The sequence below is a fragment of the Corynebacterium sp. genome (assembly GCF_030532325.1).
Lineage (GTDB): Bacteria > Actinomycetota > Actinomycetes > Mycobacteriales > Mycobacteriaceae > Corynebacterium.
In genome coordinates this window covers 85,224-106,398 of the sequence record NZ_JAUNLS010000007.1, presented here as the reverse complement: position 1 = coordinate 106,398, position 21,175 = coordinate 85,224, and the positions used below count along the sequence as shown (strand labels likewise).

15 protein-coding genes are annotated in these 21,175 nt (G+C 64.1%); 7 read left to right on the top strand and 8 right to left on the bottom strand.

The genetic code is table 11. The annotated features are described in order from the left end of the window. Positions 1-284 precede the first annotated feature (284 nt). On the top strand, positions 285-2,168 hold the full coding sequence (locus tag Q4E25_RS05770) for a helix-turn-helix domain-containing protein (RefSeq protein WP_303155008.1): 1,884 nt from the start codon (positions 285-287) through the stop codon (positions 2,166-2,168). A gap of 87 nt (positions 2,169-2,255) precedes the next feature. On the opposite strand, the gene Q4E25_RS05765 is transcribed toward Q4E25_RS05770, so the two are convergent. After that, positions 2,256-4,253, bottom strand: coding sequence for a hydantoinase B/oxoprolinase family protein (locus tag Q4E25_RS05765; RefSeq protein WP_303155007.1), 1,998 nt, complete (start codon positions 4,251-4,253; stop codon positions 2,256-2,258). 29 nt (positions 4,254-4,282) lie between these two features. Beyond that, a complete protein-coding gene (locus Q4E25_RS05760) occupies positions 4,283-6,343 on the bottom strand; it encodes a hydantoinase/oxoprolinase family protein (RefSeq protein ID WP_303155005.1) in 2,061 nt (686 codons plus the stop codon). A 182-nt stretch (positions 6,344-6,525) separates the two neighbouring features. On the opposite strand from Q4E25_RS05760, the gene Q4E25_RS05755 reads away from it, so the two are divergent. Then, positions 6,526-8,076: a helix-turn-helix domain-containing protein gene (locus Q4E25_RS05755; protein WP_303155003.1), complete on the top strand. Its 1,551-nt coding sequence runs from the start codon at positions 6,526-6,528 to the stop codon at positions 8,074-8,076. Here Q4E25_RS05755 and Q4E25_RS05750 read toward each other — a convergent pair. The 4 genes from Q4E25_RS05750 to gabT all read right to left on the bottom strand — a co-directional run bounded on the left by Q4E25_RS05750 (position 8,073) and on the right by gabT (position 13,412). Then, positions 8,073-9,482, bottom strand: coding sequence for a hypothetical protein (locus tag Q4E25_RS05750; RefSeq protein ID WP_303155000.1), 1,410 nt, complete (start codon positions 9,480-9,482; stop codon positions 8,073-8,075). The two genes, Q4E25_RS05755 and Q4E25_RS05750, sit on opposite strands and share 4 nt — an antisense overlap. Positions 9,483-9,569: 87 nt before the next feature. After that, on the bottom strand, positions 9,570-10,577 hold the full coding sequence (locus Q4E25_RS05745) for an alpha/beta hydrolase (RefSeq protein WP_303154997.1): 1,008 nt from the start codon (positions 10,575-10,577) through the stop codon (positions 9,570-9,572). Further along, the gene (locus Q4E25_RS05740) at positions 10,577-12,034 is read right to left on the bottom strand and encodes an NAD(P)/FAD-dependent oxidoreductase (RefSeq protein ID WP_303154995.1); all 1,458 of its coding nucleotides are present in this window, start codon (positions 12,032-12,034) and stop codon (positions 10,577-10,579) included. Before Q4E25_RS05740 ends, Q4E25_RS05745 begins: the two co-directional genes overlap by 1 nt. A gap of 52 nt (positions 12,035-12,086) precedes the next feature. After that, complete coding sequence (gene gabT / locus Q4E25_RS05735) at positions 12,087-13,412, bottom strand: 4-aminobutyrate--2-oxoglutarate transaminase (RefSeq protein ID WP_303154993.1); 1,326 nt, start codon at positions 13,410-13,412, stop codon at positions 12,087-12,089. Between the two features lie 135 nt (positions 13,413-13,547). On the opposite strand from gabT, the gene Q4E25_RS05730 reads away from it, so the two are divergent. The 3 genes from Q4E25_RS05730 (at position 13,548) to Q4E25_RS05720 (ending at position 16,169) form a co-directional block, all read left to right on the top strand. Beyond that, positions 13,548-15,086 carry a PucR family transcriptional regulator gene (locus Q4E25_RS05730; RefSeq protein WP_303154991.1) on the top strand — a complete coding sequence of 513 codons (1,539 nt, stop codon included), beginning with the start codon at positions 13,548-13,550 and terminating at the stop codon, positions 15,084-15,086. 202 nt (positions 15,087-15,288) lie between these two features. Further along, positions 15,289-15,921 carry a chromosome partitioning protein ParB gene (locus Q4E25_RS05725; protein WP_303154990.1) on the top strand — a complete coding sequence of 211 codons (633 nt, stop codon included), beginning with the start codon at positions 15,289-15,291 and terminating at the stop codon, positions 15,919-15,921. Positions 15,922-15,992: 71 nt separating this feature from the next. Continuing rightward, positions 15,993-16,169, top strand: coding sequence for a hypothetical protein (locus Q4E25_RS05720; RefSeq protein WP_303154988.1), 177 nt, complete (start codon positions 15,993-15,995; stop codon positions 16,167-16,169). 230 nt (positions 16,170-16,399) lie between these two features. On the opposite strand, the gene Q4E25_RS05715 is transcribed toward Q4E25_RS05720, so the two are convergent. After that, positions 16,400-17,107, bottom strand: a complete 708-nt coding sequence (locus tag Q4E25_RS05715) for a TIGR03089 family protein (protein WP_303154985.1) — start codon at positions 17,105-17,107, stop codon at positions 16,400-16,402. A gap of 57 nt (positions 17,108-17,164) precedes the next feature. Next, a complete protein-coding gene (locus tag Q4E25_RS05710) occupies positions 17,165-18,748 on the bottom strand; it encodes an LCP family protein (protein WP_303155022.1) in 1,584 nt (527 codons plus the stop codon). A gap of 207 nt (positions 18,749-18,955) precedes the next feature. Between Q4E25_RS05710 and Q4E25_RS05705 the strand changes: the two genes are divergently transcribed. Together Q4E25_RS05705 and Q4E25_RS05700 are read left to right on the top strand one after the other, a co-directional pair. Then, a complete protein-coding gene (locus Q4E25_RS05705; RefSeq protein WP_303154983.1) occupies positions 18,956-19,858 on the top strand; it encodes a glycosyltransferase family 2 protein in 903 nt (300 codons plus the stop codon). Between the two features lie 76 nt (positions 19,859-19,934). Beyond that, positions 19,935-21,029: an NDP-sugar synthase gene (locus Q4E25_RS05700; RefSeq protein ID WP_303154982.1), complete on the top strand. Its 1,095-nt coding sequence runs from the start codon at positions 19,935-19,937 to the stop codon at positions 21,027-21,029. Positions 21,030-21,175 lie beyond the last annotated feature (146 nt).

Sequence of the window (21,175 nt, the reverse complement as noted above, 5' to 3'; positions counted from 1 at the left end):
CGACATGAGCACAACCCCGGGTCACAGATACACCACGCTAACGGACGCAACCCTGCGAGTGCACCTCCTCTTCTGCCGATTGGGATCCGTGCGCCGGCCGTGATGACTGCGGCATTGGGGTGAGACATGGAGTAATCCTTTCCACATCGATGAGATGAGAAGCGATTGGTCGCAATGAGCGTGATGCCAATCACGTGTCAAATAGTTTTGCATGACAGATCACAAGGATAAAGTGTCTGAAAACACAATCTTTGTGGTTGGTCTTGTAGAAAAGGACAAACTCTATGTCTCGATTTGATGCTGATTCGCTCACGAATCTGTGTAGGAAGGCGCTCCAACTAACGCCAGTGAGCTTTAGGGAAGAACTCCGAGAGGCTGTCGAGGCAGCAGAGTTTCCAGCGCTACATGAAGTTCTCCTGGCAGTGAATATCCGTGCCGACTCGACACGGCGGCTCAGGAACCTGGTCTCAGAAATTGCTGATCTTTCAGTCGACACAACGGCGGATGCGGACCTTGAAACATCCTTGGGAAGAATTCTTTCTCTCGCACGCCAGATGCTTGGCTCGGATGCGGCTTTTGTGATGGAGCTCGATGAAGAAGCGGACCGCGCAAGCATTATGCTGTCCAGCGGAATTTGGACCACGGAACTACAGGAGGCATCTCCCAGTGGTGATGGACTCTTTTATGAGATTTACCGCGTCGCAGCTCCGTTGCAGGTAGCCAATTATTTGCGGGACAGCAGCTTTGTGCATGATCCCGAACTTGATACTGCGATTAAGCGGGAAGGGATGCGGGCTGCGCTAGGAATCCCGATTGAAACGGAAAATGCCTTCCAAGTTCTCTTCGTTGCCGACAGATACGAGCGCATCTACCACACTGGTGACATTTACATTTTGGAGCAGCTTGCGACTCAGGTGGAGGCGGTGGTGACGAGGGCGGATGAGCGTCATCACTTCCTTCAAAAACTCACCAAGTATGAATGTGGCCTTGATGAATTAAGCGCTAGCAAGGAGGAATTGGATAGACACCAAGAGGGACTTGAGTCCCTCATGTCCATTGCTTGTGAGTCTTCTGCTGAGGCAAAGCTTGGAGCATTCCTTAGTGAGTCTCTAGGCATTCGAGTTGAGGTCATCAGTGTCGAAGAACTATCCGCTTTTAGCAGTCATGGATCTCCTCGTGGTGGCGTGTATCTGCGAGCTGAACAACATGTGCGAAACGCGGGTATTGCGGGGGAGAACACAACTATTTCGGAAGAGGAAAATGGTGCTTTCGTATCCGCAATCGTTCGGGGAGGCCGGCCGTGGGGCGCTGTCATGGCTCAACCGGTTCCCGAGGGATTTGGCCCGAAGCTTTGCGTAGCGGCAGCGCAAATGCTCAGCGTAAGAGACAGTGCTGAGTCTGAAGCGGGCTCTCAGCGCTCAATTGAACTATCGAACTTGTTCTTCGCGCTCATGGATGTGGGACTATTCAACCTCTCCCGGCGTCAAAGAGACCTACTCGCGGACTTTGAACTGGTTGACGACAAGCCAACGCGTCTTGCTGTGTTTGGGGGAGAGGAAGCGGACTTGATGAGCTTTGCTGATGAGTGCAAGAGGCTGTCTCGGGGCGATGTGTTGATCGGCATTTCACAAGAACACATCGGACTTTTGGGACGCGCCGAGCGCTTAGTGAAAATGCTTGAGGATATATCTCACAGGTTTGAGTTCGGGGCCCATGCGGTGGTGGGCCAGCTATCGGAAGAGTTCACTGGTGTAGGAGGAGCGAGGGAAAAATATCGCGAGTGCATGCGCATTCTTGAAGATATTCGCGCCCTCAAAATATCGGCTCGCAACGGATGGTTTACTGAGGCATCACTCCCACAATCACTGAGACTCCTAACCCAGTTGACTCCACAGCAGCGGGAGTCCCTCGTTGACGGGACCATTGGGGCATTGATTCGCTATGACCGCGAGAAGTCCACCGATCTCGTCTCTACGGTCCGTTCTTTGGTGTCTCATCAGTTTTCGGTCTCGGCTGTAGCGCAAGAGCTCTTCGTTCACGTCAACACTGTGCGCCACAGGACGCGCAAGGTGGAGGATTTGCTGGGCCCGGGGTGGAACGAAGGAATGAGGCTCTTGGACCTGCAATTGGCGTTGACGGCGTTGGCAACCACGTATCAAGTCAACTAAGAGCGCAGCAGGAGCGCAAAGAGCAATCGCGATAACCCGTGCCCAAAAAGGGGGAGGTTATCGCGATTAACTGATCAATTAACTTGCTTAGTCCCAACCAGCCACACTGCGCTTGAGCATCTGCTCGCGGTACTGCGCGGTGGTGTTCGGCAGCAGCTCGCCGGTGGCCCAGTCCAGGATGACGCCGTAGTGGCGCACCAGGTCCAGCTGGTCCAGCTCGCCGGCGGCGTACTTGGCGGCCACGGACTCTGGATCCTCCTCGAGTTTGGCGCGGCGGGTGGAGCGCTGCTCCTCGCGCAGGGCGGTGGTGGCGGACTCGTCGAGCTCGTAGTGATCGATCTCCGGGTCGATGGCCTTGATGACCACGCCGTAGTCCTTGGCGGCACGCTCGACGGAGACGTAGCCGTCGATGACGTCCTCCAGTACGGCGGTGGTGTCGCGCTTGAGCGGGTCGCCGAAGCCACCGCCGCCTGCCGAGGGGCGCTCGAAGGTATCGCCCGGGGCGATCTCCACGTTGGAGAAGAGCGTGCCCAAAAAGCGCTCATCCTCGGTGCCGCGGTTGAGCCACACGCCCTGCGGGATGGAGGGCAGACCGCCCTCGATTCCCCAGGTCACAGAGCGGGAGCGGTCGCAGCAGTAGCTCATCACGGAGTTGGTGCAATCCGTCAGCGTGCCGCCCTTGGACACGCCCACGCCGCCGCGGAACTCGCCGGGTCCGCCGGAATCGGTGACCAGGCTGTGGTGGCTGGTGAGCACCGGGGAGAGGCGCTCCTGGCCCTCGATGGGCTGCACGGCCAGGCCGGGTCCGAAGACCGGCGCGGTGGCGGAGGAGCCGTCGCGGTCGGTGCGCCCGCCCCAGCCGCCGGCCATCCAGTCGTACCACATGAAGAACTCGCCCTTATCGCGCGGGCCCTCGGCGTTGACGTCCACCTCGCGGGTGTCCCAGCCGCCGATGAGCAGGTATTCCAGGTTGAAGGAGCAAGCCAGGGCGCGCTCGCGGATGAGCTGGGACCACAGCTCGAAGACGGCATTCATGATCTTCTCGTAGGGCCCGGAGCAAAAGCCGGTGACGGCGTGTGGCAGGCCGGCGTTGACCACGGTGCCCTCCGGCCCGAGGTCCACGTCCATCGCGCGGTAGAGGCCGGAGTTGAGTGGGACGTCCGGGAAGAAGGTTTTGGTGCCGGCCACGATGCCGGAGAAGGCCGAGCCGTAGCCGGCGTTGAGGAAGCTGGACACCGCCGGCGCGGAGCCGTCGAGGGAGTAGGAAAGGCGCCCGCCTTGAATGCGCATGGTGACCTTGATGGGAACCAGGGATTCCTCCTTGGCCGGGTCCAGGTCGATGTAGTCCACGGTGGACCATTCGCCGTCGGGAAGCTCCTTGACGCGGGAGGAGACGATGTCCTCGACGTAGTCTTGGACCTCGCGCAGGGCGGTGCGGATGACGTCCGGGCCGTACTTATCCACCAGGCGCAGGATCTCGCGCTCGCACACGGCGGTGGCCTCGGCCTGGGCCTTGAGGTCACCGAGCACGATTTCGGGGCTGCGGGTGTTGGCGGCCATCATCTTGGCCACGTCTTCGAGGAAGCGGCCCTCGTGCCATAGGCGCACCGGGGTGATGCGCAGGCCCTCGGAGTAGTATTCCTTGGCGGAGACGTCGAAGGAGCCCGGAACGGTGCCGCCGGCGTCGGCCCAGTGTCCCTTGTTCTGCGCGAAGGCGAGCAGCTCGCCGCCGAAGAAGATGGGGCGCAGGAACGAGACATCATTCATGTGGGTGCCGCCCTGGTAGGGGTCGTTGACGCAGAAGACGTCGCCCTCGTTGATGTCCTCGCCGAACTCCTTGAGCACCGCCTGGCACTGGAAGTGCAAGGTGCCCACGTGCACGGCGATGTCTTGATCGCCCTGCATGACGGTGTTGCCCTCGGCGTCGCACAGCGCGGAGGAGAAGTCGCGGGAGTAGATGACAAAGGAATAGCAGGTGCGCAGGATCTGCTCGGACATGAGGTTGACCGAGGTGGCAAAGGCGTTCTTAAGCACCTCAAAGGTCACGGGATCGAGCGTGCGGCGTGAAGCGGTGGGGGTAGACATGGGTGTTCCTCCTGGTGAGTGGTTGTTCTCTAGCTGTTGTCCGCAGCGCCGATGTGGATGCGGATGTTGGACCATTCGTCGATCTCGGCGGTGTCTCCCGGCGGAATGACGGTGGTGGCGTCGAACTGGTCGATGATGGCTGGGCCGTGCAGGCGGGCGCCGGCGGAGAGCTCCGTGCGCTGGTAGACGGGCACGCGCGCCCAGCCGCCGTTGGAGGAGAAGTAGACGTCGCGGTAGGTCTCCGGCTCGCCGGCCTCGTGCTCGTGGACCTCGTAGCGGGCGAAGGGCGGGCTTTCCAACTCGCCGATGGCCACCAGGCCAATCTGGTAGAACTCCACTGCGCCGTCGCGCCGGGAGAAGGAGTACTCGCGCTCGTGCTCGTCGTGGAAGAGCTCGATGGCATCGGCCAGCGGGGACTCGGAGTCCGGGATCTCCACGGTCAGCGAGCGCCACTGGCCGCGGTAACGCATGGAGGCGGTGAACTTGAGCTTCATGCGTTCCTGGGGAACCCCCTCGTGGGCGAGTCGCTCGCGGGCCTCGGTGGCCAGCTCTTTGTAGGCCGCGCGCAGCTCGTCGGAGTTGATGTCCTCCACGGCGGCCTGGTACATCTTGCTCAGGTCGTGGCGGATATCCACCAGGAGGCAGCCCTGGGCGGAGGTAACGCCCGGGTGTGGCGGTACCACGACGGTGGGGATGGAGAGATCGCGGGCCACCTCGGCGCCGTGCAGGGCGCCGGCGCCGCCGCCGACGACGAGCACGAAGTCGCGGGGGTCGTAGCCGCGGCGGATCGATAGCAGGCGCACGGCGTCGGCCATGTTGGCATTGGCCACCTTGATGATGTCCTCGGCGGCGGTCTCCAAGTCCAGGCCCAGCGGCTCGGCCACGGTGGTGCGCACGGCCTCGCGGGCGGCGTCCTTGTTGAGCTGCAGCTCACCGCCGATGAGCGCGGTGCCCAGGCGGCCGAGCACCACGTTGGCGTCGGTGTTGGTGGCGTCGGTGCCGCCGCGCTCGTAGCACACGGGTCCCGGGTCAGCGCCCGCGGACTGCGGGCCGTTGCGCAGCGAGCCGGCCTCGTCGATCCAGGCCAGGGAGCCGCCGCCGGCGCCGATGGTGCCCACCTCGATGGAAGGGAAGGTAATGGGGAAGCCGTACTCCACCTGCCACTGCTTGGTGATGCGGATATCACCCTCGTAGACCAACGCGATGTCGGTGGAGGTGCCGCCCATCTCCAGGCCCAGCGCGTTGCGGTAGCCGCAGCGGGTAGCGATGTCCTGGACCGCAATGGCGCCGGCGGCGATGCCGGAGGCGGCCAGGCGCACGGGGTAGCGGGTGACCATCTGCGGGGTCATGGAGCCGCCGCCGGAGTGCAGCAGGAGCAGGTCGCCTTCGTAGCCGCCCTCGGCCAGCTGTTGGGAGAGGCGGTTGACGTAGCCGGCCACTAGGGGCGCGAGCACCGCGTTGGACACGGTGGTGGAGAAGCGCTCGTATTCGAAGATCTCGGGGAGGATCTCGGAGGAGGTGGAGATGGAGGCGTCGGGAAGCTCCTCGCGCAAGATCTCGGCCATGCGCTCCTCGTGGGCGGCGTTGGCGTGGGAGTTGATGAAGCAGATCGCCACGGTCTCGACCTTCTTGCGGGCCAGGATGCGGGCGAGGTCGCGGGCTTCGTCCTCGTTGAGGGGCTCGACCACCACGCCGTCGTAGTCAATGCGCTCGGTGACCTCGTAGCGGTCGCGGCGGCGGATGTAGGGATCTCCGACGTCCTCGTAGGCATCCCACAGCTCGTCCTTGGTGCCGTCGCGGATTTCCAGCACGTCGCGGAATCCCTTGGTGGTCACCAGCGCTGCTTGCGGGAAGCGGCGCTGGATGAGCGCGTTGGTGGCCACGGTGGTGCCGTGGCTGAAGACCTCTACCTGGTTCAGGGCCACGTTGCCCTGCTGGAGGCCATCCATGACTGCGCGCATTGGGTCATCCGGGGTGGAGGGGACCTTGGCAACCTTGAGCTCGTTGGTCTGCGTGTTGACGATGGCGACGTCCGTGAACGTTCCGCCGACGTCGACTGCGACGCGGAAGGGCTTCTGCGGATTAGGCATGATGTGACCTCACTTACATTCCGGGGGTTGATGTGATTATCAACATTTGGCGACGGTGCCGCAAACTTCAATGGAGAAAAAGTGAATTTCGCGCGCAAAGTTGTCACTTTCTTCCATAACCGCAGCGTGTGGTGCTCGATAAAATCTCCATTGTAATCTGTAGCACTATAGGGAATGTGTGAATGAATAGACATAAGGATTTTCCGGGCCTGACGCTTGGCGATGTCCTCCATGCCGAACCACGCCTGCAGCTGGCCGGCTACGCGGGGGCGCAGCCCGACGCCGACGCGCCCCTGGCTGGTCTGCTCACCTATGCCGAGAGCGCCCCGGACACCGGGGATGCTGGGGCGGCCGCAGAAGCGGGCAACATCGCACGGCCCTGGCTGATCTCCGCCACCCCGGCGGACGGCGAGCTCGCTGTGCTGGTGCGCAGCCGCCCGCACGCGGCGGCCTTCGTGTGGTTTGGCCCGCCGCCCGCGCAGACCCACGTCAGTGGGCCCACCCGCGATCTCCCTCCGGTCTTCGTGGCCGGGGAGGGGCTGACCCACGCCGAGCTGCGAGCTTGCGTGGACGCGCAGATTCGCAAGCAGCCCAACATCCGCGAGTGGCGCCGGCTCAGCGCGGTGGAAGCGCTCAGCAGTGCCTTGGCCACCGCCAACCCGGAGCAGGAGATGCTGGCGCGCTACGCGGCGCTGACCGGCGAGGCCGCGCTCATCGTCACCCTCGACGGCGACATCCGTGCCTCGGTGGGGGAGCTGCCCGCGCGCTCCATCGTGCGCACCCTGATTCGCGAAGCCGGCACCGAGCTCAGCTACCGCTCCGGGCGCTGGGCCCTGCGCGCCATCCAGGCCGGGGTGAACCCCGCCGTGCAGGTGGGCGGGGAGACTCTGTGGGTGGTGCGAGGCCGGCGCAACGATCGGATCCCCGATGCTGCAGCACCAGCGGCGATAGCGCTGCGCGACGTGCTCGGCACCCTGGTGGAGGCCCGCCGCCACCACAGCCAGGACCGAGTGATGGGCTCCACGGAGATTCTGTTGCGCCTGACCAGGCTGGACGCCAACAAGGACGGGCTGGCCGAGGCCCTGGAGCGCCGCGGCTTTTCCGGGCGCGCCCAGCTGCGCCTCATCCACGCCGGCACGGTCAACGAGGTGCACCGCCAGGAATTCCTCATGCCGGTGACCGCCGCCGCGGAGCGGGAGATGATTCCTCTCCTGGCCGGCTACGTGGATGGGCGCATCGCCGTGCTCGTGGCCGACGGCCCCGGCGTGGATGCGGTGGTGGGCGCTCTGCCCGCGCCGGTGGGGGTGTCCGCCTGCTTTTCCTCGCGCTCCGACGGCGTGGTGTCCTGGCGCGAGGCCCGGGTGGCCGCGGCGATTGCCGGGGTGGACATGAACAAGCCGGTGGACAATGCACAAAACGCCGGCGATAGCGCCAGCGTCTTCTTTGAGGCCTGCGGGGCGGCGGCGCGCGCGGCCGCCCAGTTGGGCTCCCTGCGCCTGGGGGAGTGCGTGGCCTCGCTGGACGCCGCACTCGAGGGCATCAAGGAGGCCCAGGAGGTGCTCACCGCGTGGGTGCAGGAGGAGTTTTCCATCCCGCGCGCCGCCAAACGGCTGGGGCGCCACGCCAACACGGTGCGCAACCGCCTCGATGAGATTTCCCAGGTCTACCCGCTGAGCATGGCCGATGCCCAGCTGTGGTACCTGTGGCGCATTGTCGACGCCCCGCGCGGCTAGACCGGATCGGAGCTGGTTTCCGGCTCCTTGGCCGGCTCAGGCTTGGCCGTCTGTGGCTGTGTAGCCGGCGCCGGCCGGGTCTCGCCGGCCGGCAGGCGCGGGCGGCGCTTGCGCTCGTTGGCGCCGGTGATGAGTGCCTGCAGGCGGCCGTCGCGGATATTGTTGAGCTCCTCGGGGATCTCCTGCTTGGCCTTGACCTCGGTCATGATCTCCTCGATGAAGCGGGTCTCCGGGATGGAGGAGTTCTTGGCGATGGACACCAGCTCGTAGAGTTCGTCGTCGGAAAGCAACTGCTCATCCTCGAAGCGCTTCTGCAGCAGCTCGCGGGCGCGGCGGCGCAGCTCGGACTCGGAGATGAGGTCCTTGCGGCTGCGGAACCAGGCCCAGCCGATGATGAACATGATGGCGATGCCCATATAGCCCAGGATGGGGTAGACCCAGCCGATGAGGTTGCTGAAGCCGATGAAGGAGAGCACAAAGCCGATGAGCACGGAGATGCAGTAGACCTTGTAGAAGTTCTCCGGCTTGTTGCGGGTCAGGCGCTTGGCAAAGGCGTAGAACATGCCGATGGCGGTGTTATAAATCATGCCGTAGATGGCCACCGCCATGGCCACGCCCAGCACCGGGTGAATCTGGGAGATCATCTCCAGGGTGGGCATGTCGGCCTCGGTGATGGGGCCGATGGAGACGTAGAGGCCGCCGACCAAGACCGCCAACAGGAAAAGGAAGCACAGGCCGCCGAGGATGCCCCCGTAGCCCACCTCCTTGGCGTCGAGGAAGTTCCCGCCGATGACGATGGTCATGGAGACCACGACGATGACGTTGAGGCCCACGTTGTTAATGGCCGAGACCCACCAGTTGGGCAGGGTGGTAGGGATGTGCTGCGCCTGCTCGTTGAGGTGAGCCCAGTCCGGGTTGGCGGTAAAGACCGTGTAGATGGTGCCGATGGTCAGCAGCAGGATGATAAAGGGCGTGATCGCGCCGATGGCCACGGTGACCTTGTCCACATCCAGCAGGCCGGTGAGCAGGGTGAGGATCAGCATGAGGATGGCGCCAATCCACACTGGCCAGCCCCACTGCTGGTTGAGGTTGGTGCCCGCGCCGGCGAACATGGCAAAGCCGATGCAGAAAAGACAGGTTAGCGTGGCGGCGTCCAGAATCTTGGAGATGATGGGCGTGGAGGCCGCGTCGAAGACGGAGGTGTGCTCCTTGGCGCGGTGGTAGGAGCCCATCTGCAGGATGGTGATGCCGGAGACCATCATGACCAGCGCGGTGCAGATGGCGCCGACGATGCCCATGTTGCCGAAGGCGACGAAGTATTGCAGGGCCTCGCGCCCGGAGGCAAAGGACGCGCCCGCGAGGACGCCGATGAATGCCATGGCGATGCCGAAAGATCGTTTAAGCATAGTGTTCCTAACTATAAGGCAACCGGTATTATGGGGTTGCGAAAAGAGGGGCAGGCTGCACAGTGCATGCCTGCCCCTTGGGCGGTATTACGCGTGGCCGGTGATGAAGGCGGCGATATCCGCCAGGCCTTCCTCGCCGCGGCGCATCGCGCCGGCCGAGGTAAACAGACCGTGGTGGTAACCGCGCAGGTGCTGGTAGGTCACGTCGCAGCCGGCTTTGGCCAGCTTGGCGGCGTACTCCGCACCCTCATCCGCCAGCGGATCGTTGTCCACGGTGATGACCAGCGCCGGTGGCAGCTCCGCGGGCAGCTCGGCGAGCAGCGGGGAGAGATCCGGCACGGAGCGGTCCTGGCCCTCCGGGAGGTAGGTCTCGATGAACCACCGCATGGTGTCGGCGACCATCGGGAAGCCTGCCGTCACGCGCTGGTAGGAAGCACCCTTTTCGGTGCGCTCCTCGGTGACGTCGGTGATGGGGTAAATGAGCACCTGGGAGGAGATCGGCGGGACCGAGCCCTCGCCCTGGCCACCCTCCGCAGCGGCGGCGGAGAACTCGTTGGCCAGCACGGCGGTGAGCTGGCCGCCCGCGGAGTCACCCACGATGGCCACGGAGGAGGCCTGCAGGCCGTGCGGCGCGGAGGAATCGCCCAGCCAGCGCAGCGCGGTGCGGCAGTCATCGACCGCAGCCGGGTAGAGGTGCTCCGGCGCCAGGCGGTAATCCACCGCCACCACGGGGAACTTGGTGAGCACCGCCAGGCGGCGCGCCGCTGAGTGGTGGGTTTCCAGGTTGCCCATGAGCCAGCCGCCGCCGTGGATGTAGAGGATGGTCGGGGTGGGCTGAGAGTGCTGGAACTTCGGGCGCGGCTCGTAGACGCGAACCCGGAAGTCCTCGACCTCGAAGTCCTTGTGGGCGGGGTCGATGTTTTCCTTCAGCCCGTTGGCCGCGGTGGAGGCCACGTAGTTCTCACGAACCACGGGGATCTCGTATTTGTGGAAGGGCACGGCGCCGCTCTCGCGGAAACCCTTGAGCCCGTTCCACGCGTCCGCGGTGATGGGCCGCCCGGTGTACTCGTCGGAAGAAGTGTGCAGCTCTGTCATTAGGCCACCTCGTAATCCGCCAGGTCGAGGTTCTGGGTCAGCTCGTAGTACTCAGCAACGTTGCCGGACCAGTTGTTGATGACGCGGCCTTCCTCGTTCTTGTACCAGGAGGAGCAGTCAGCGGAGAAGGCAGAGCCCTCGAGGTCTTTCTGCACCTGGTTGTTGAACTCGGTGATGACGTCCTTCTTGACGTCGATGGCCTCGTTCGGGTGCTCGCGCAGGTAGGTCACGGCCTGGGAGATGTACTTGTCCTGGGCCTCGAGCATGGCCACCACGGAGTGGTGGTTGAGGTTGGTGTTCGGGCCGTAGAGCATGAAGAAGTTCGGGAAGCCGTCCACGGACATGCCCAGGTAGGCCTCCGGGGAGTTGCCCCAGCGCTCGCGCAGGTCTAGGCCGTTGCGGCCGATGACCGGCAGGTCGCCCTGGAACTCGTGGGAGTGGAAGCCGGTGGCGTAGATGACCACGTCGAACTCGTGCTCTACGCCGTCCTTGGTGCGGATGCCCTGCGGGGTGAACTCGTCGATGCCCTCGGTGATGAGCTCCACGTTGTCGCGGTTGAAGGTGGGGTAGAAGTCATCGGATCGCAGGATGCGCTTGCAGCCGAAGGCGAAGGTCGGGGTGAGCTTCTCCACCAGCTCCGGGTCGTTGACCTGGGAGCGCAGGTGCTCCATGGCCTGGGCCACGCCCTCGGCGGCGGAGTCGGTGCCCTTGCGGGTGCGGTCGAAGCCTTCCTCGCGGGTTTCGTGGATCTCCTGGCGGATGGCGCGGTAGGAGTCCGGGTTGTCCTGGAACTCCTGCAGCTCCTCCTCGGTGAAGATGACCTGGTTGCGCGGCAGGATGTAGTTGGCGGAGCGCTGGAAGACGGAAAGCTTCTCTGCCTCCTTGGCCACCTCGGGAACCAGCTGCACGGCGGAGGCGGCGTTGCCCACCACGGCGACCTTCTTGCCCTTGAGGTCCACGGAGTGATCCCACTCGGCGGAGTGGAACTGGACGCCCTCGAAGTTTTCGCGGTTCTTGAAGTCCGGGATCTTCGGCTTGGAGAGCTGGCCCCAGGCGCCGACGAAGACGCGGCCGTAGTAGAGCTCGCCGTTGGCCTCAATCTCCCAGGCCTTGAGGTCTTCCTTCCACTCGGAGCGGGTGATGCGGTGGTTGAACTTGATGTGCTCGTAGAGGTTGAACTCCTCGGCCATGGCCTTGAGGTAGCCCAGCATCTCATCCTGGCCGGCGAACATACGGGAGACGCCGAGGTTGAGGAAGTAGGAGTAGCAGTAGATCAGTGCCTGGGTGTCGCAGGCGGCACCCGGGTAGGTGTTGTCGCGCCACACGCCGCCGACCTCGTCGGCCGCCTCGAGGATGAGGAAGTTCTCCTCGCCATCGCGGGTGAGCTGGGCACCCATGCCCAGGCCGCCGTAGCCGCTGCCAAGGATGATGCAGTCGTAGATCTTCTTATCGGTCATGAGAATTCTCCTTCAAGAATGAGTCGGGGGGAGTGAGCAAAAGTGCGGGTGTTTAGTTGTTGCGAATGGCCTCGGCCAGGACCTCGAGGCCGTCGCGCAGGGTGGACTCGTTGATGACCAGCGGCGGCAGCAGACGGATGACGTTGCCGTCCAGGCCGCAGGTGAGTACCAGGACGCCGGCGTCGCGGCAGGCCTTGGAGACCTTGGAGGTGAGGTCAGCGTTGGGCTGGCCGTTGGCGTCCACGAACTCGATGCCGATCATGGCACCGCGGCCACGCACCTCAGCCACGGTGGAGAGCTCGGTGAGCGGCTCGAGGATCTCGCGGGCGATGGCCTCGATCTCGCGGGCGCGGCCGTTGAGATCCAGCTCCTCCATCTCGGCGATGGCCGCCAGGGAGGCGGCGCAGGCCACCGGGTTGCCGGCGTAGGTGCCGCCCAGGGAGCCGGGGCCAGGAGCGTCCATGATCTCGGCGCGGCCGGTCACCGCGGACAGCGGCATGCCGCCGCCCACGCCCTTGGCGGTGGTGAGGAGATCCGGGACGATGCCCTCGTCGTCGCAGGCGAACCAGGAGCCGGTGCGGCACATGCCGGCCTGGATCTCGTCGGCGACGAAAACCACGCCGTTGTCCAGGCACCACTCCTGCAGGGCCGGCAGGAAGCCCTTGGCCGGCTCGACGAAGCCGCCCTCGCCCTGCACCGGCTCGATGATGACGGCGGCAAGATCCTCCGCGCCGATGGTCTGCTCGATGTAGCGCAGGGTTCGCTCTGCAGCCTGCTTGCCGTCGAGGCCGTCGCGCAGCGGGTAGGAGCCCGGCACGCGGTAGATGTCAGCGGCCAGGGTGCCAAAGCCAGCCTTGTAGGGCTTGTTCTTGGCGGTCATGGTCATGGTGAGGTTGGTGCGGCCGTGGAAGGCGCCGTCGAAGACCACGATGCGGTTCTTGCCGGTGTAGCGGCGGGCGATCTTCACGGCGTTCTCAATGGCCTCGGCGCCGGTGGAGAACAGGGCGGTCTTCTTCTCGTGGGTGCCCGGGGTGAGCTCGTTGAGCTTGCGAGCGACCTCCACGAAGCCCTCGTAGGGGGCGTTGAGGAAGCAGGTGTGGGTGAGGTGGGTGGCTGCCTCGGCGATGGCCGCGGCGACCTTCTGGTTGGAGGCACCCACGGAGGTCACGGCGATGCCGGAGGCGAAGTCGATGATGGAGTTTCCGTCGACGTCGACGAGGATGCCGCCGTCACCGTCGGTGATGTAGGCCGGCAGGCCAGGGACGAGGCCGCGGGCCAGCTCGGCCTCACGGTTGGCGTCGAGCTCCTGGCTGCGGGGGCCGGGGATGGCGGTGACGATGTTGCGCTCTTGGGGGAGGCGGTGCTGCAGATCCTGCATGGTGCTCCTTTGAAACTCGAAGAAAGAACTGTGTGTGATGCAGGCCATTGTGCAGCCTACGTTGTAGGCTTGCCTATAGCCACTCTGGCGAAAGAAAGTTTCAAAGTTGTCCACTCTGGATAAGGGGGAGCGCCTATGTCCGCCCCGCACAGCCGTGCCTTCGCACCCGAGGAGCCGGAGAATCTGCTCAGTTTTGACTGGTTAGCGGCCTCGGAGGAGCTTGGCCTCGAGGTCTTTCACAACTCAGGCGCGCAGTTTTCCGTGGTGCACCCCTGCGAGCTGGAAGACCCCCGCGAGTTCGTCCACGCCGGGGCCATCATTGTGCTTACTGGTATTGCCTTTACCGGCCGCCCCGAGGCCCTGGCGGAGTACACCCGGGCGATGGCCGCGCACGGGGTGGCCGGCATCGGCCTGGGCGTGGGCCTCGTCTTTGACGCCGTGCCGGAGAGCATGATCGCCGCCGCGCGCGAGAGCAACATCTCCCTGTTTTCCGTGCCCCGCGAGGTGCCCTTCGTCTCCCTTCTGGCCGCTGTCCACGACGAGCTGGTGGAGCGCCGCCAGGCCGCCCTGGCCGCCTTCATCGAATCCCAGGAGCAGCTCAACGCCGCTGCTGCGCGCGGCCTTGATTCCCTGCTGGGGGAGACCGCCGCGCTTATCGACGCCCACGTGGCCCTCGCCGATTTCGAAGGGCGCGTCTTTTCCCAGGCCGAGAACACTCGGCTGGGCGCGGTCACCTTCGCCCCGATTATCGAAGCCGCGCGTGACCGCAACTTCTCCGTGGCCGGCAAGACCGGCCAGTGGTGGACCATCGCGCAGCGCCTGGCCACCCGTGGGGATAACTCCTTTGGCATCGTTGCTGCCGCCTTGGAGCCCTTCACCCAGAACCAGCGCGCCTTGCTCAAGCAGGCGGCGGGCCTGGCGGAGCTCATGGTCAAAAGGCCCCAGGAGCTGCGCGCCGCTCAGGGGGAGCTCAACCGCCTGGCCATCGCTATCCAGCTGGGCCTTGAGCAAACAGAGGACCCGATGAAGCACATCTTCCGCACCGTCGGCGACGCCGAGGGCCGCGTACGCCCGCTGCTCATCAAGTCAGAAAACCCCCGCCGCCACCGCCGCTTTGCGGAGGAGCTTGACGCCCGCCTGGCCGATCACGGCCGACTCCTCTTCCTGCTCGACCTCGACGAGGAGACCTCCGTGGTGCTTTTCCGCGGCTCGCGCACGATGAAGAACATCCAGGATCTCCTGCGCGATATCCGCGGCAACAAACGCGTGGTGGTCGGTGCCCCGATCCCGTGGAAGGAGCTGAGCATGAGTCTGGTCAAGGAGATGGAATCGGTGGCCTTCGGCCTGCAGCCGGGCATGCTGGTGGGGCCGGAGTCGCGCACACTGACCTGGGTCAACGACGAGCGCATCCGGGATGTCATTGAGTACCGGGTGGAGGAAACCTGGCGCAAGCTGCGCGAGTACGACGCCGCCCACGGCACCGAGATGGAGCGCACCCTGGAGATGCTTCTGCGCAACGGTGGGCACGTCTCCCGCACCGCCGACGCCATGAACGCCCACCGCCACACGATCCGCAAGCGCGTGGCGGACCTCGAAGACCTTTTGGAGCTGGACCTCAAGGATCCCGTGGTGGCCGCCGAGCTGCTCATCCTGGGAATCGCCGCGGTGGACTAATCCGGCGGGGACTTAGTTATGCCTTGGCCACGCTCAGCTCTGTGTGCCAGCTGAAGCCGCTGTGGGCTTCCGTATGTATATGGGAAAACTATGGCAACCCTGTAACGAGGCAGTAACGGAGTGCTTCCTCGCTGAGCGAGGACTGTGAGGTGCCGTTAGGGTCGCTGATGCACGTGACCACCGACACTTAAGGTTGAAATCTATGAAGCGAAAGACCGCACTCGCGGCCTTCACTGCACTGTCCCTTGCACTGACCACCACCGTTGTTCCCGCACATGCTGAATCTGCGAACAATGACGCTGCTGCGGCATCTACGAACAATGACTCTGCCGCAGTCGTTATCGACGCTGATGCCGATGCTCTCGCCGGTGCGCTGGCCTTTGACCCTGCTACTCAAAAGATCATTGTCGATGAGGCCGCGCTTGATGAGAATGGCGTTGACCTCACCGCAAGCGAGATCGCTTCCATCAATGCTGAGCTTGCGCAGCTGGAACAATCCGAGGTTGAGCGCGCACTGGAGGAAAGCGGGCAGGATCCGGAGAAGGTTGCCGCCCCTGAGATGGAGGAAGGTATTGGTCTGCGTGCCGCCCCGGCTGTCATTCCGATAGCGTGGAAGGTCGGTATCGCCATCATCGGAATCCTGACCGCTGGTGCGCTCATCTTCACCGCAAAGTACTTCAGCCACAAGGAAAAGATGACCTTGATTAACAAGTGCTACGACAACAGTGGATACCCTGTGGTGGACTCCCGCGACAAGGGCGGGGTCGAAGGCACCACCGATTCTGCGAAGGCCAACTCGGCCGGCGGCTACAAGTTCGAATGCCGCAAGGCCTAAGCGGGCGGGAGAACGTGGATAGAGGGGAAGGAAAGGTATTGAGCACTAGCTCTGCAGTACGAGGAAAAGCAGTGATCATTGTGATTGGCGTGGCTGTGCTTGTCGCATGCGCCGTGGTGTTTGCGGTCAACCGCATGAATGCCCATGAGCTGGAAACACTGCGCCAAGAAGCAGATGAGCGCGGGCAATCCTACGAAGTGACCATTCACAACGAGCTGCTCAATACCTATTCCTTCGAGCCACGCTAGCTCTCAGTTCTCCGCCCTAAGCGTGTTTCCAGGGAGTCGATCAAGCGCTGTTGGGTGAACTCATGCTTAACCTTAAAAAGTGCGGTTTCTAGCATTAAGAGTAGACGCTGCGGGCTCTAAACGTGAAAAATCGCAAATTTTCACGTTTAGGAGAGGCTCTGTGGCGCCTAAACCTGAAAATTCACGATTTTTAAGGATAAGGCTGGGGCCTCATCGGGCTGGGGAGTGCGCTACGCGCCGTCGCGGCGCAGGGTCACCTTCTCGTTCTCTGCAATCTCCGCGAGGCGCTCGGCGGGACACAGGCCCGTCACGATGACGGCGGAACCGCCGGCGGCAATGGGCTCCAGAACCGCAGCCCGGAAAGAATCGGTGTCATGCCAGCCGGAGGAGAGCACTCGCTCCGGGCCCAGCTCGGTAGGGTACAGCTCCGGCAGGGGCGTGGTTTGTCCGAAGTACTGGTCCCCGTAGAAGCGCACGGTGGGGCCGAAGTCGATGGCACCTAGCGGGAGATCGCCGCCGGATTCCGCCACGCCGCGGCCGAAGGGATCGTCGGTGACCAGCACGATGTCCGCGCCGGGGAAGGCCTCGTGGGCGGTGAGGTAGTTGGTGGGGGCGGTAAAGAGGGCGTCGACAAGCGGGGGCTGCGCCGCCGAGCCCGCGGCATCAGCAAAGGTGGCCGCCTCCGCGAAGGCGAAGTCCACGTCCGTGGCCAGCGCGCCCAGCGCGATAACCGCGGCCTGCCAGGACACAGGAAGGTCGATAAGGATGAAGGAATCGGCGTCGAGCTCGAGCTCTTCACCAAACATGTTGGCAATCTTGGACACCCAGTTCTCCAAAGTCTGGGCAGAAGAGTCCATGCGGGTGCCCGCGGATTCGTTGTACACACTCAGCCGCGGGGCAGCGGGATCGGCGCGCAGCACATGATTGAGCAGTTCCATGCCCGCCAATGGTAGGCGAGGACGTGGATGCGCGCCGCCGGACTAATTCACGCAGCACTAATTCACGCAGCGCGGGCCGTCGCCGCCGGCGTCGATCTCCGGGGAGACCTTGGCGGTACCAAAGTCATCGCCCGGCACGCCGACCTGCTCGGCCTGTCCGCCCTCTGCAGGCTGCTCCTGCTCGGCCTGGGAGTCCTGCGCGCCCTCGTCCTTGGGGCCGGAGTAGTCATCGGTGGCCACCACGATGAACGTATCGGGCTCCAGCTGCGGATTCGCCGTCACCGGCAGGCCGCCCATCTGCTCAGCGAGCTTCTGGGCGCGCTCGTCGTTGGCGTCGGCGGCCACGATCTGGGACTCGGTGTAGATACCGGACTGCGCGTTGGCGGTGCGCTCTACGGTGTAGCCCACATTCTCCAGCCAGGCGCCGATGCCGCCGGCCAACCCGTCGATGGTGCCTGCGTTGAGCACGTGCAGCTCCATGTCCTCGGCCACGGGGCTCAGCTCAGGATCGGAGCCCTTCTCCTGCTCCTGCTCGGCTTGGGCCTGCTCGTCCTGTTCCTGGGAGCGGGCCAGCTCCTCCATGAAGCGGTGGACCTCGGCGGGGTCGATGGTGACCACGGACTCGCCGTAATCGCCGGTGCCGTCGATGGAGGTCACCGGGATCGTGGTGAAGGTGACGTTGCCGCCGGCCAGGCCGGCCAGCTGGGAGACAAAGCCCATGATGTCCCAGCCCTCGTCGATGACCACGGAGCGCTCTACGGCATCGGCGATCTTGCCCAGCTTGCCCGGGGAGGTCAGGGTGCCCGAGTCCAGTACCTTCGAGGTCAGCGAGGCCATGTAGGCCTGCTGGCGCACGATGCGGTCGAGGTCGCCGCGCGGCAGATCGTAGCGCTGGCGCACGAAGGACAGGCCCTGCGCGCCGTCGAGGGTCTGCACGCCCTTGGGGAACTTCGCGCCGGACATCGGATCATCGACGTCGTTGTTGAGGCAGACATTGACGCCCCCGACGGCGTCAGTAAGCAGGACAAATCCCAGCAGGCCCACCTCGGCGTAGTGATCAATATCGACGTCCGTGAGCGTGCGCACCATGGAAATCAGGCCCGCGCGGCCGGCCTCCACGCCCTGCTGCTCGATCTCCTTCTCGGTGTGCTTCGGCTTCTCACCCGCGGCTTCGGCCTCGGCGTTTTCCTGCTGCAGTTCCTGCACCTTGTCGGCCTTGTGGGCGGCGAAGACGGCGTTGATCTTGGTGTTGCCGTACTCGCCGTCGGAGACGTAGGTATCGCGCGGGATGGAGACCGCGGTGGCACGGGAGCCGTCGTTAGGCACGCGGATGATCATGATGGTGTCGGTGTTCTCCTCGCCCTCGGCCACGCCGGCGTGGAGATCCGCCAGCTCCTGCTCGGAGAGCGGGTTGCCCTTAGCGTCGGTGCGGGAGTCCTTGCCCACCAGAAGGATGTCCACGGCGCCGTCGGCTGTATCGGCCTTGAAGCCGCCATCGTTGCCCAGCGCCAGGCTGGACACCGAGGCCATGTCATTGCCCAGCTTGCCCACGGTGAAGTAGCCCACGCCGCTCAGGACAAGAACCACCGCGGAAAGAAAGGCCACTACGGCCTTCAGCGTAGTGGAGCCCTGCTGAGTCATGGGGGCAGCGGCGCTGGGCGAGGCCTGGATGTCGCGCGCCCTGCGCTGGGTACCGGGTTTATTCTCAAAAGCCACTATGGGGAACCTTCTGGGGAAACTACGTGTTGAACGATCTCGCCATAGTTTAGGGCAGGAAGCCGCAAAACCGTGATCCTCGGCCCAATGCGGGCAAAATGGCAGTGTCTTGGCAGGAACCTTCCGGGCTCTATGACTACGCTAGGGGCCATCGTGAATACAGAATCAGTACAACCACTTGCGGTGGTCACGGTGACCTTTTCGCCGGGCCATTATCTTGATGACTTCCTTAACTCCCTGGAGGAAGCCACGACGCTGCCCACCACGGTGGTTCTGGCGGATAATGGTTCCACCGACGGGGTGCCTGAGGCCGCTGCCGCGCAGCGTGAGAACGTGGCCTTCGTGGACACCGGTGGAAACCTGGGCTACGGCGGCGGCATGAACGCCGGCGCGCGCTGGGCCCGCGAGCACGGGGCCAACGAGGAATTCCTCCTGCTGGCCAACCCCGATGTGACCTTCGCGCCGGGCTCGGTGGACAAGCTCATCGAGTGTGCCCGCCGCCACCCCGAGGCCGCGGCCATCGGCCCGCTCATCGTGGAGCCCGACGGCAGTTACTATCCCTCCGCCCGCGAGATACCCACGCTGCTCACCGGCATCGGCCACGCCCTCTTTGGCGCCATCTGGCCCTCGAATCCGTGGTCGGCGGCCTACCAGCGCGGCGAGGACATGGACCGCGAGCGCACCGCCGGCTGGCTCTCCGGCTCCTGCGTGCTGGTGCGCTGGCAGGCCTTCGAGGAGATCGGCGGCTTTGACGAGCGCTACTTCATGTACATGGAGGACGTCGATCTGGGTGATCGCTTCCGCCGCGCCGGGTGGAGCAACGTCCTGTGCCCGGAGGCCGTGATCACCCACGCCAAAGGGCACTCCACGGAGGCCCACAAGGGCGCGATGCTGCGCGCGCACCACGCCTCGGCCTACCGCTTCCAGGCGGACCGCCACCCGCAGTGGTACAAGGCCCCGCTGCGCTGGGCGCTGCGCGCCGGGCTGGGGCTGCGCGGATTTGCTCTGAGTTCCGCCGCGCGCCGTCAACAGTAAGGCGGTCTCGCGCTTATACACTGTGCACAATTGTGTGCCTTTGCACCTGCCAAGAAGACAACCTACAAGGAAGACTATGACTGAAGCAGCTACCCACTGGGGCTCCCAGGCTGATGCCGTGATCTTGGTGGGCGGGCGCGGTACGCGTCTGCGCCCGTTGACCATTGGTACGCCGAAGCCGATGCTGCCTACTGCTAATTATCCGTTCCTGCAGCACCTGCTGGCCCGTATCAAGGCAGCGGGTATTGAGCACGTGGTGATGTCCACCTCCTATAAGGCTGAGGTGTTTGAGGAGTACTTCGGCGACGGCTCGGATCTGGGCCTGGAGATTGAGTACGTGGTGGAGGAGACCGCGCTGGGCACGGGCGGTGGTATCCGCAACGTGTATTCCAAGCTGCGTGAGGACACGGTGATGGTCTTTAACGGCGACGTGCTCTCTGGCATGGATCTCAACGGTATTTTGGCCACGCACCACGCTAAGGACGCGGATGTGACGATGCACTTGCTGAACGTGGCGGATCCGCGCGCGTTTGGGTGCGTGCCCACGGATTCCAACGGCCGGGTGACGGCGTTTTTGGAAAAGACCGAGGATCCGCCGACCAATCAGATCAATGCGGGTTGCTACGTGTTTAAGCGTGAGGTTATTGAGACGATTCCGGCGGATCGTGTGGTCTCCGTGGAGCGTGAGACCTTCCCGCAGCTGTTGGAGTCTGGCCGCATGGTGGTGGGGCATGTGGATAACTCTTATTGGCGCGATATGGGCCGCCCGGCTGATTTTGTGCGTGGTTCTTCTGATTTGGTGCGTGGTATTGCTCCGTCGCCGCTTCTGGAGGGCAAGACGGGTGAGGCCCTCGTGGACGAGTCCGCGGGTATTGCCGGTGGTGTGTTGTTGCTTTCGGGTACTGCGGTGGGCCGTGGTTCTGAGATCGGTGCGGGTTCGCGTTTGGAGGGCACTGTGGTCTTTGATGGTGCGACCATCGAGCCGGGCGCGACGATCAACAACTCGATTATTGCCTCGGGCGCGCACATCGGTGCTAATGCGCACATTGATGATTGCGTGATTGGTGAGGGCGCCATCATCGGCGCGCGCTGCGAGCTGCAGGGCGGCATGCGCGTCTTCCCGGGTGTCTCCATCCCGGATGCCGGCGTGCGCTTTAGCTCCGACGCCTAACGCCGCGCTTGACGACGTCGCTTCCTCCCGAAGCGGCGTCTTTCTTTATGCCCCAGCTGCGACTCTTGGGCAACTTGTGGGGCCAATGTTACTGGTGGGATCTGCGTGATCCACGTGAAAGTCTCCGAGTGGTGGAGACACGCCGA

Excerpts from the sequence above, each read along its gene's own strand:
- Q4E25_RS05770 (WP_303155008.1), top strand. The coding sequence starts at position 285 with ATGTCTCGATTTGATGCTGATTCGCTCACGAATCTGTGTAGGAAGGCG.
- Q4E25_RS05765 (WP_303155007.1), bottom strand. The coding sequence starts at position 4,253 with ATGTCTACCCCCACCGCTTCACGCCGCACGCTCGATCCCGTGACCTTT.
- Q4E25_RS05760 (WP_303155005.1), bottom strand. The coding sequence starts at position 6,343 with ATGCCTAATCCGCAGAAGCCCTTCCGCGTCGCAGTCGACGTCGGCGGA.
- Q4E25_RS05755 (WP_303155003.1), top strand. The coding sequence starts at position 6,526 with ATGAATAGACATAAGGATTTTCCGGGCCTGACGCTTGGCGATGTCCTC.
- Q4E25_RS05750 (WP_303155000.1), bottom strand. The coding sequence starts at position 9,482 with ATGCTTAAACGATCTTTCGGCATCGCCATGGCATTCATCGGCGTCCTC.
- Q4E25_RS05745 (WP_303154997.1), bottom strand. The coding sequence starts at position 10,577 with ATGACAGAGCTGCACACTTCTTCCGACGAGTACACCGGGCGGCCCATC.
- Q4E25_RS05740 (WP_303154995.1), bottom strand. The coding sequence starts at position 12,034 with ATGACCGATAAGAAGATCTACGACTGCATCATCCTTGGCAGCGGCTAC.
- gabT (WP_303154993.1), bottom strand. The coding sequence starts at position 13,412 with ATGCAGGATCTGCAGCACCGCCTCCCCCAAGAGCGCAACATCGTCACC.
- Q4E25_RS05730 (WP_303154991.1), top strand. The coding sequence starts at position 13,548 with ATGTCCGCCCCGCACAGCCGTGCCTTCGCACCCGAGGAGCCGGAGAAT.
- Q4E25_RS05725 (WP_303154990.1), top strand. The coding sequence starts at position 15,289 with ATGAAGCGAAAGACCGCACTCGCGGCCTTCACTGCACTGTCCCTTGCA.
- Q4E25_RS05715 (WP_303154985.1), bottom strand. The coding sequence starts at position 17,107 with ATGGAACTGCTCAATCATGTGCTGCGCGCCGATCCCGCTGCCCCGCGG.
- Q4E25_RS05710 (WP_303155022.1), bottom strand. The coding sequence starts at position 18,748 with ATGACTCAGCAGGGCTCCACTACGCTGAAGGCCGTAGTGGCCTTTCTT.
- Q4E25_RS05705 (WP_303154983.1), top strand. The coding sequence starts at position 18,956 with ATGACTACGCTAGGGGCCATCGTGAATACAGAATCAGTACAACCACTT.
- Q4E25_RS05700 (WP_303154982.1), top strand. The coding sequence starts at position 19,935 with ATGACTGAAGCAGCTACCCACTGGGGCTCCCAGGCTGATGCCGTGATC.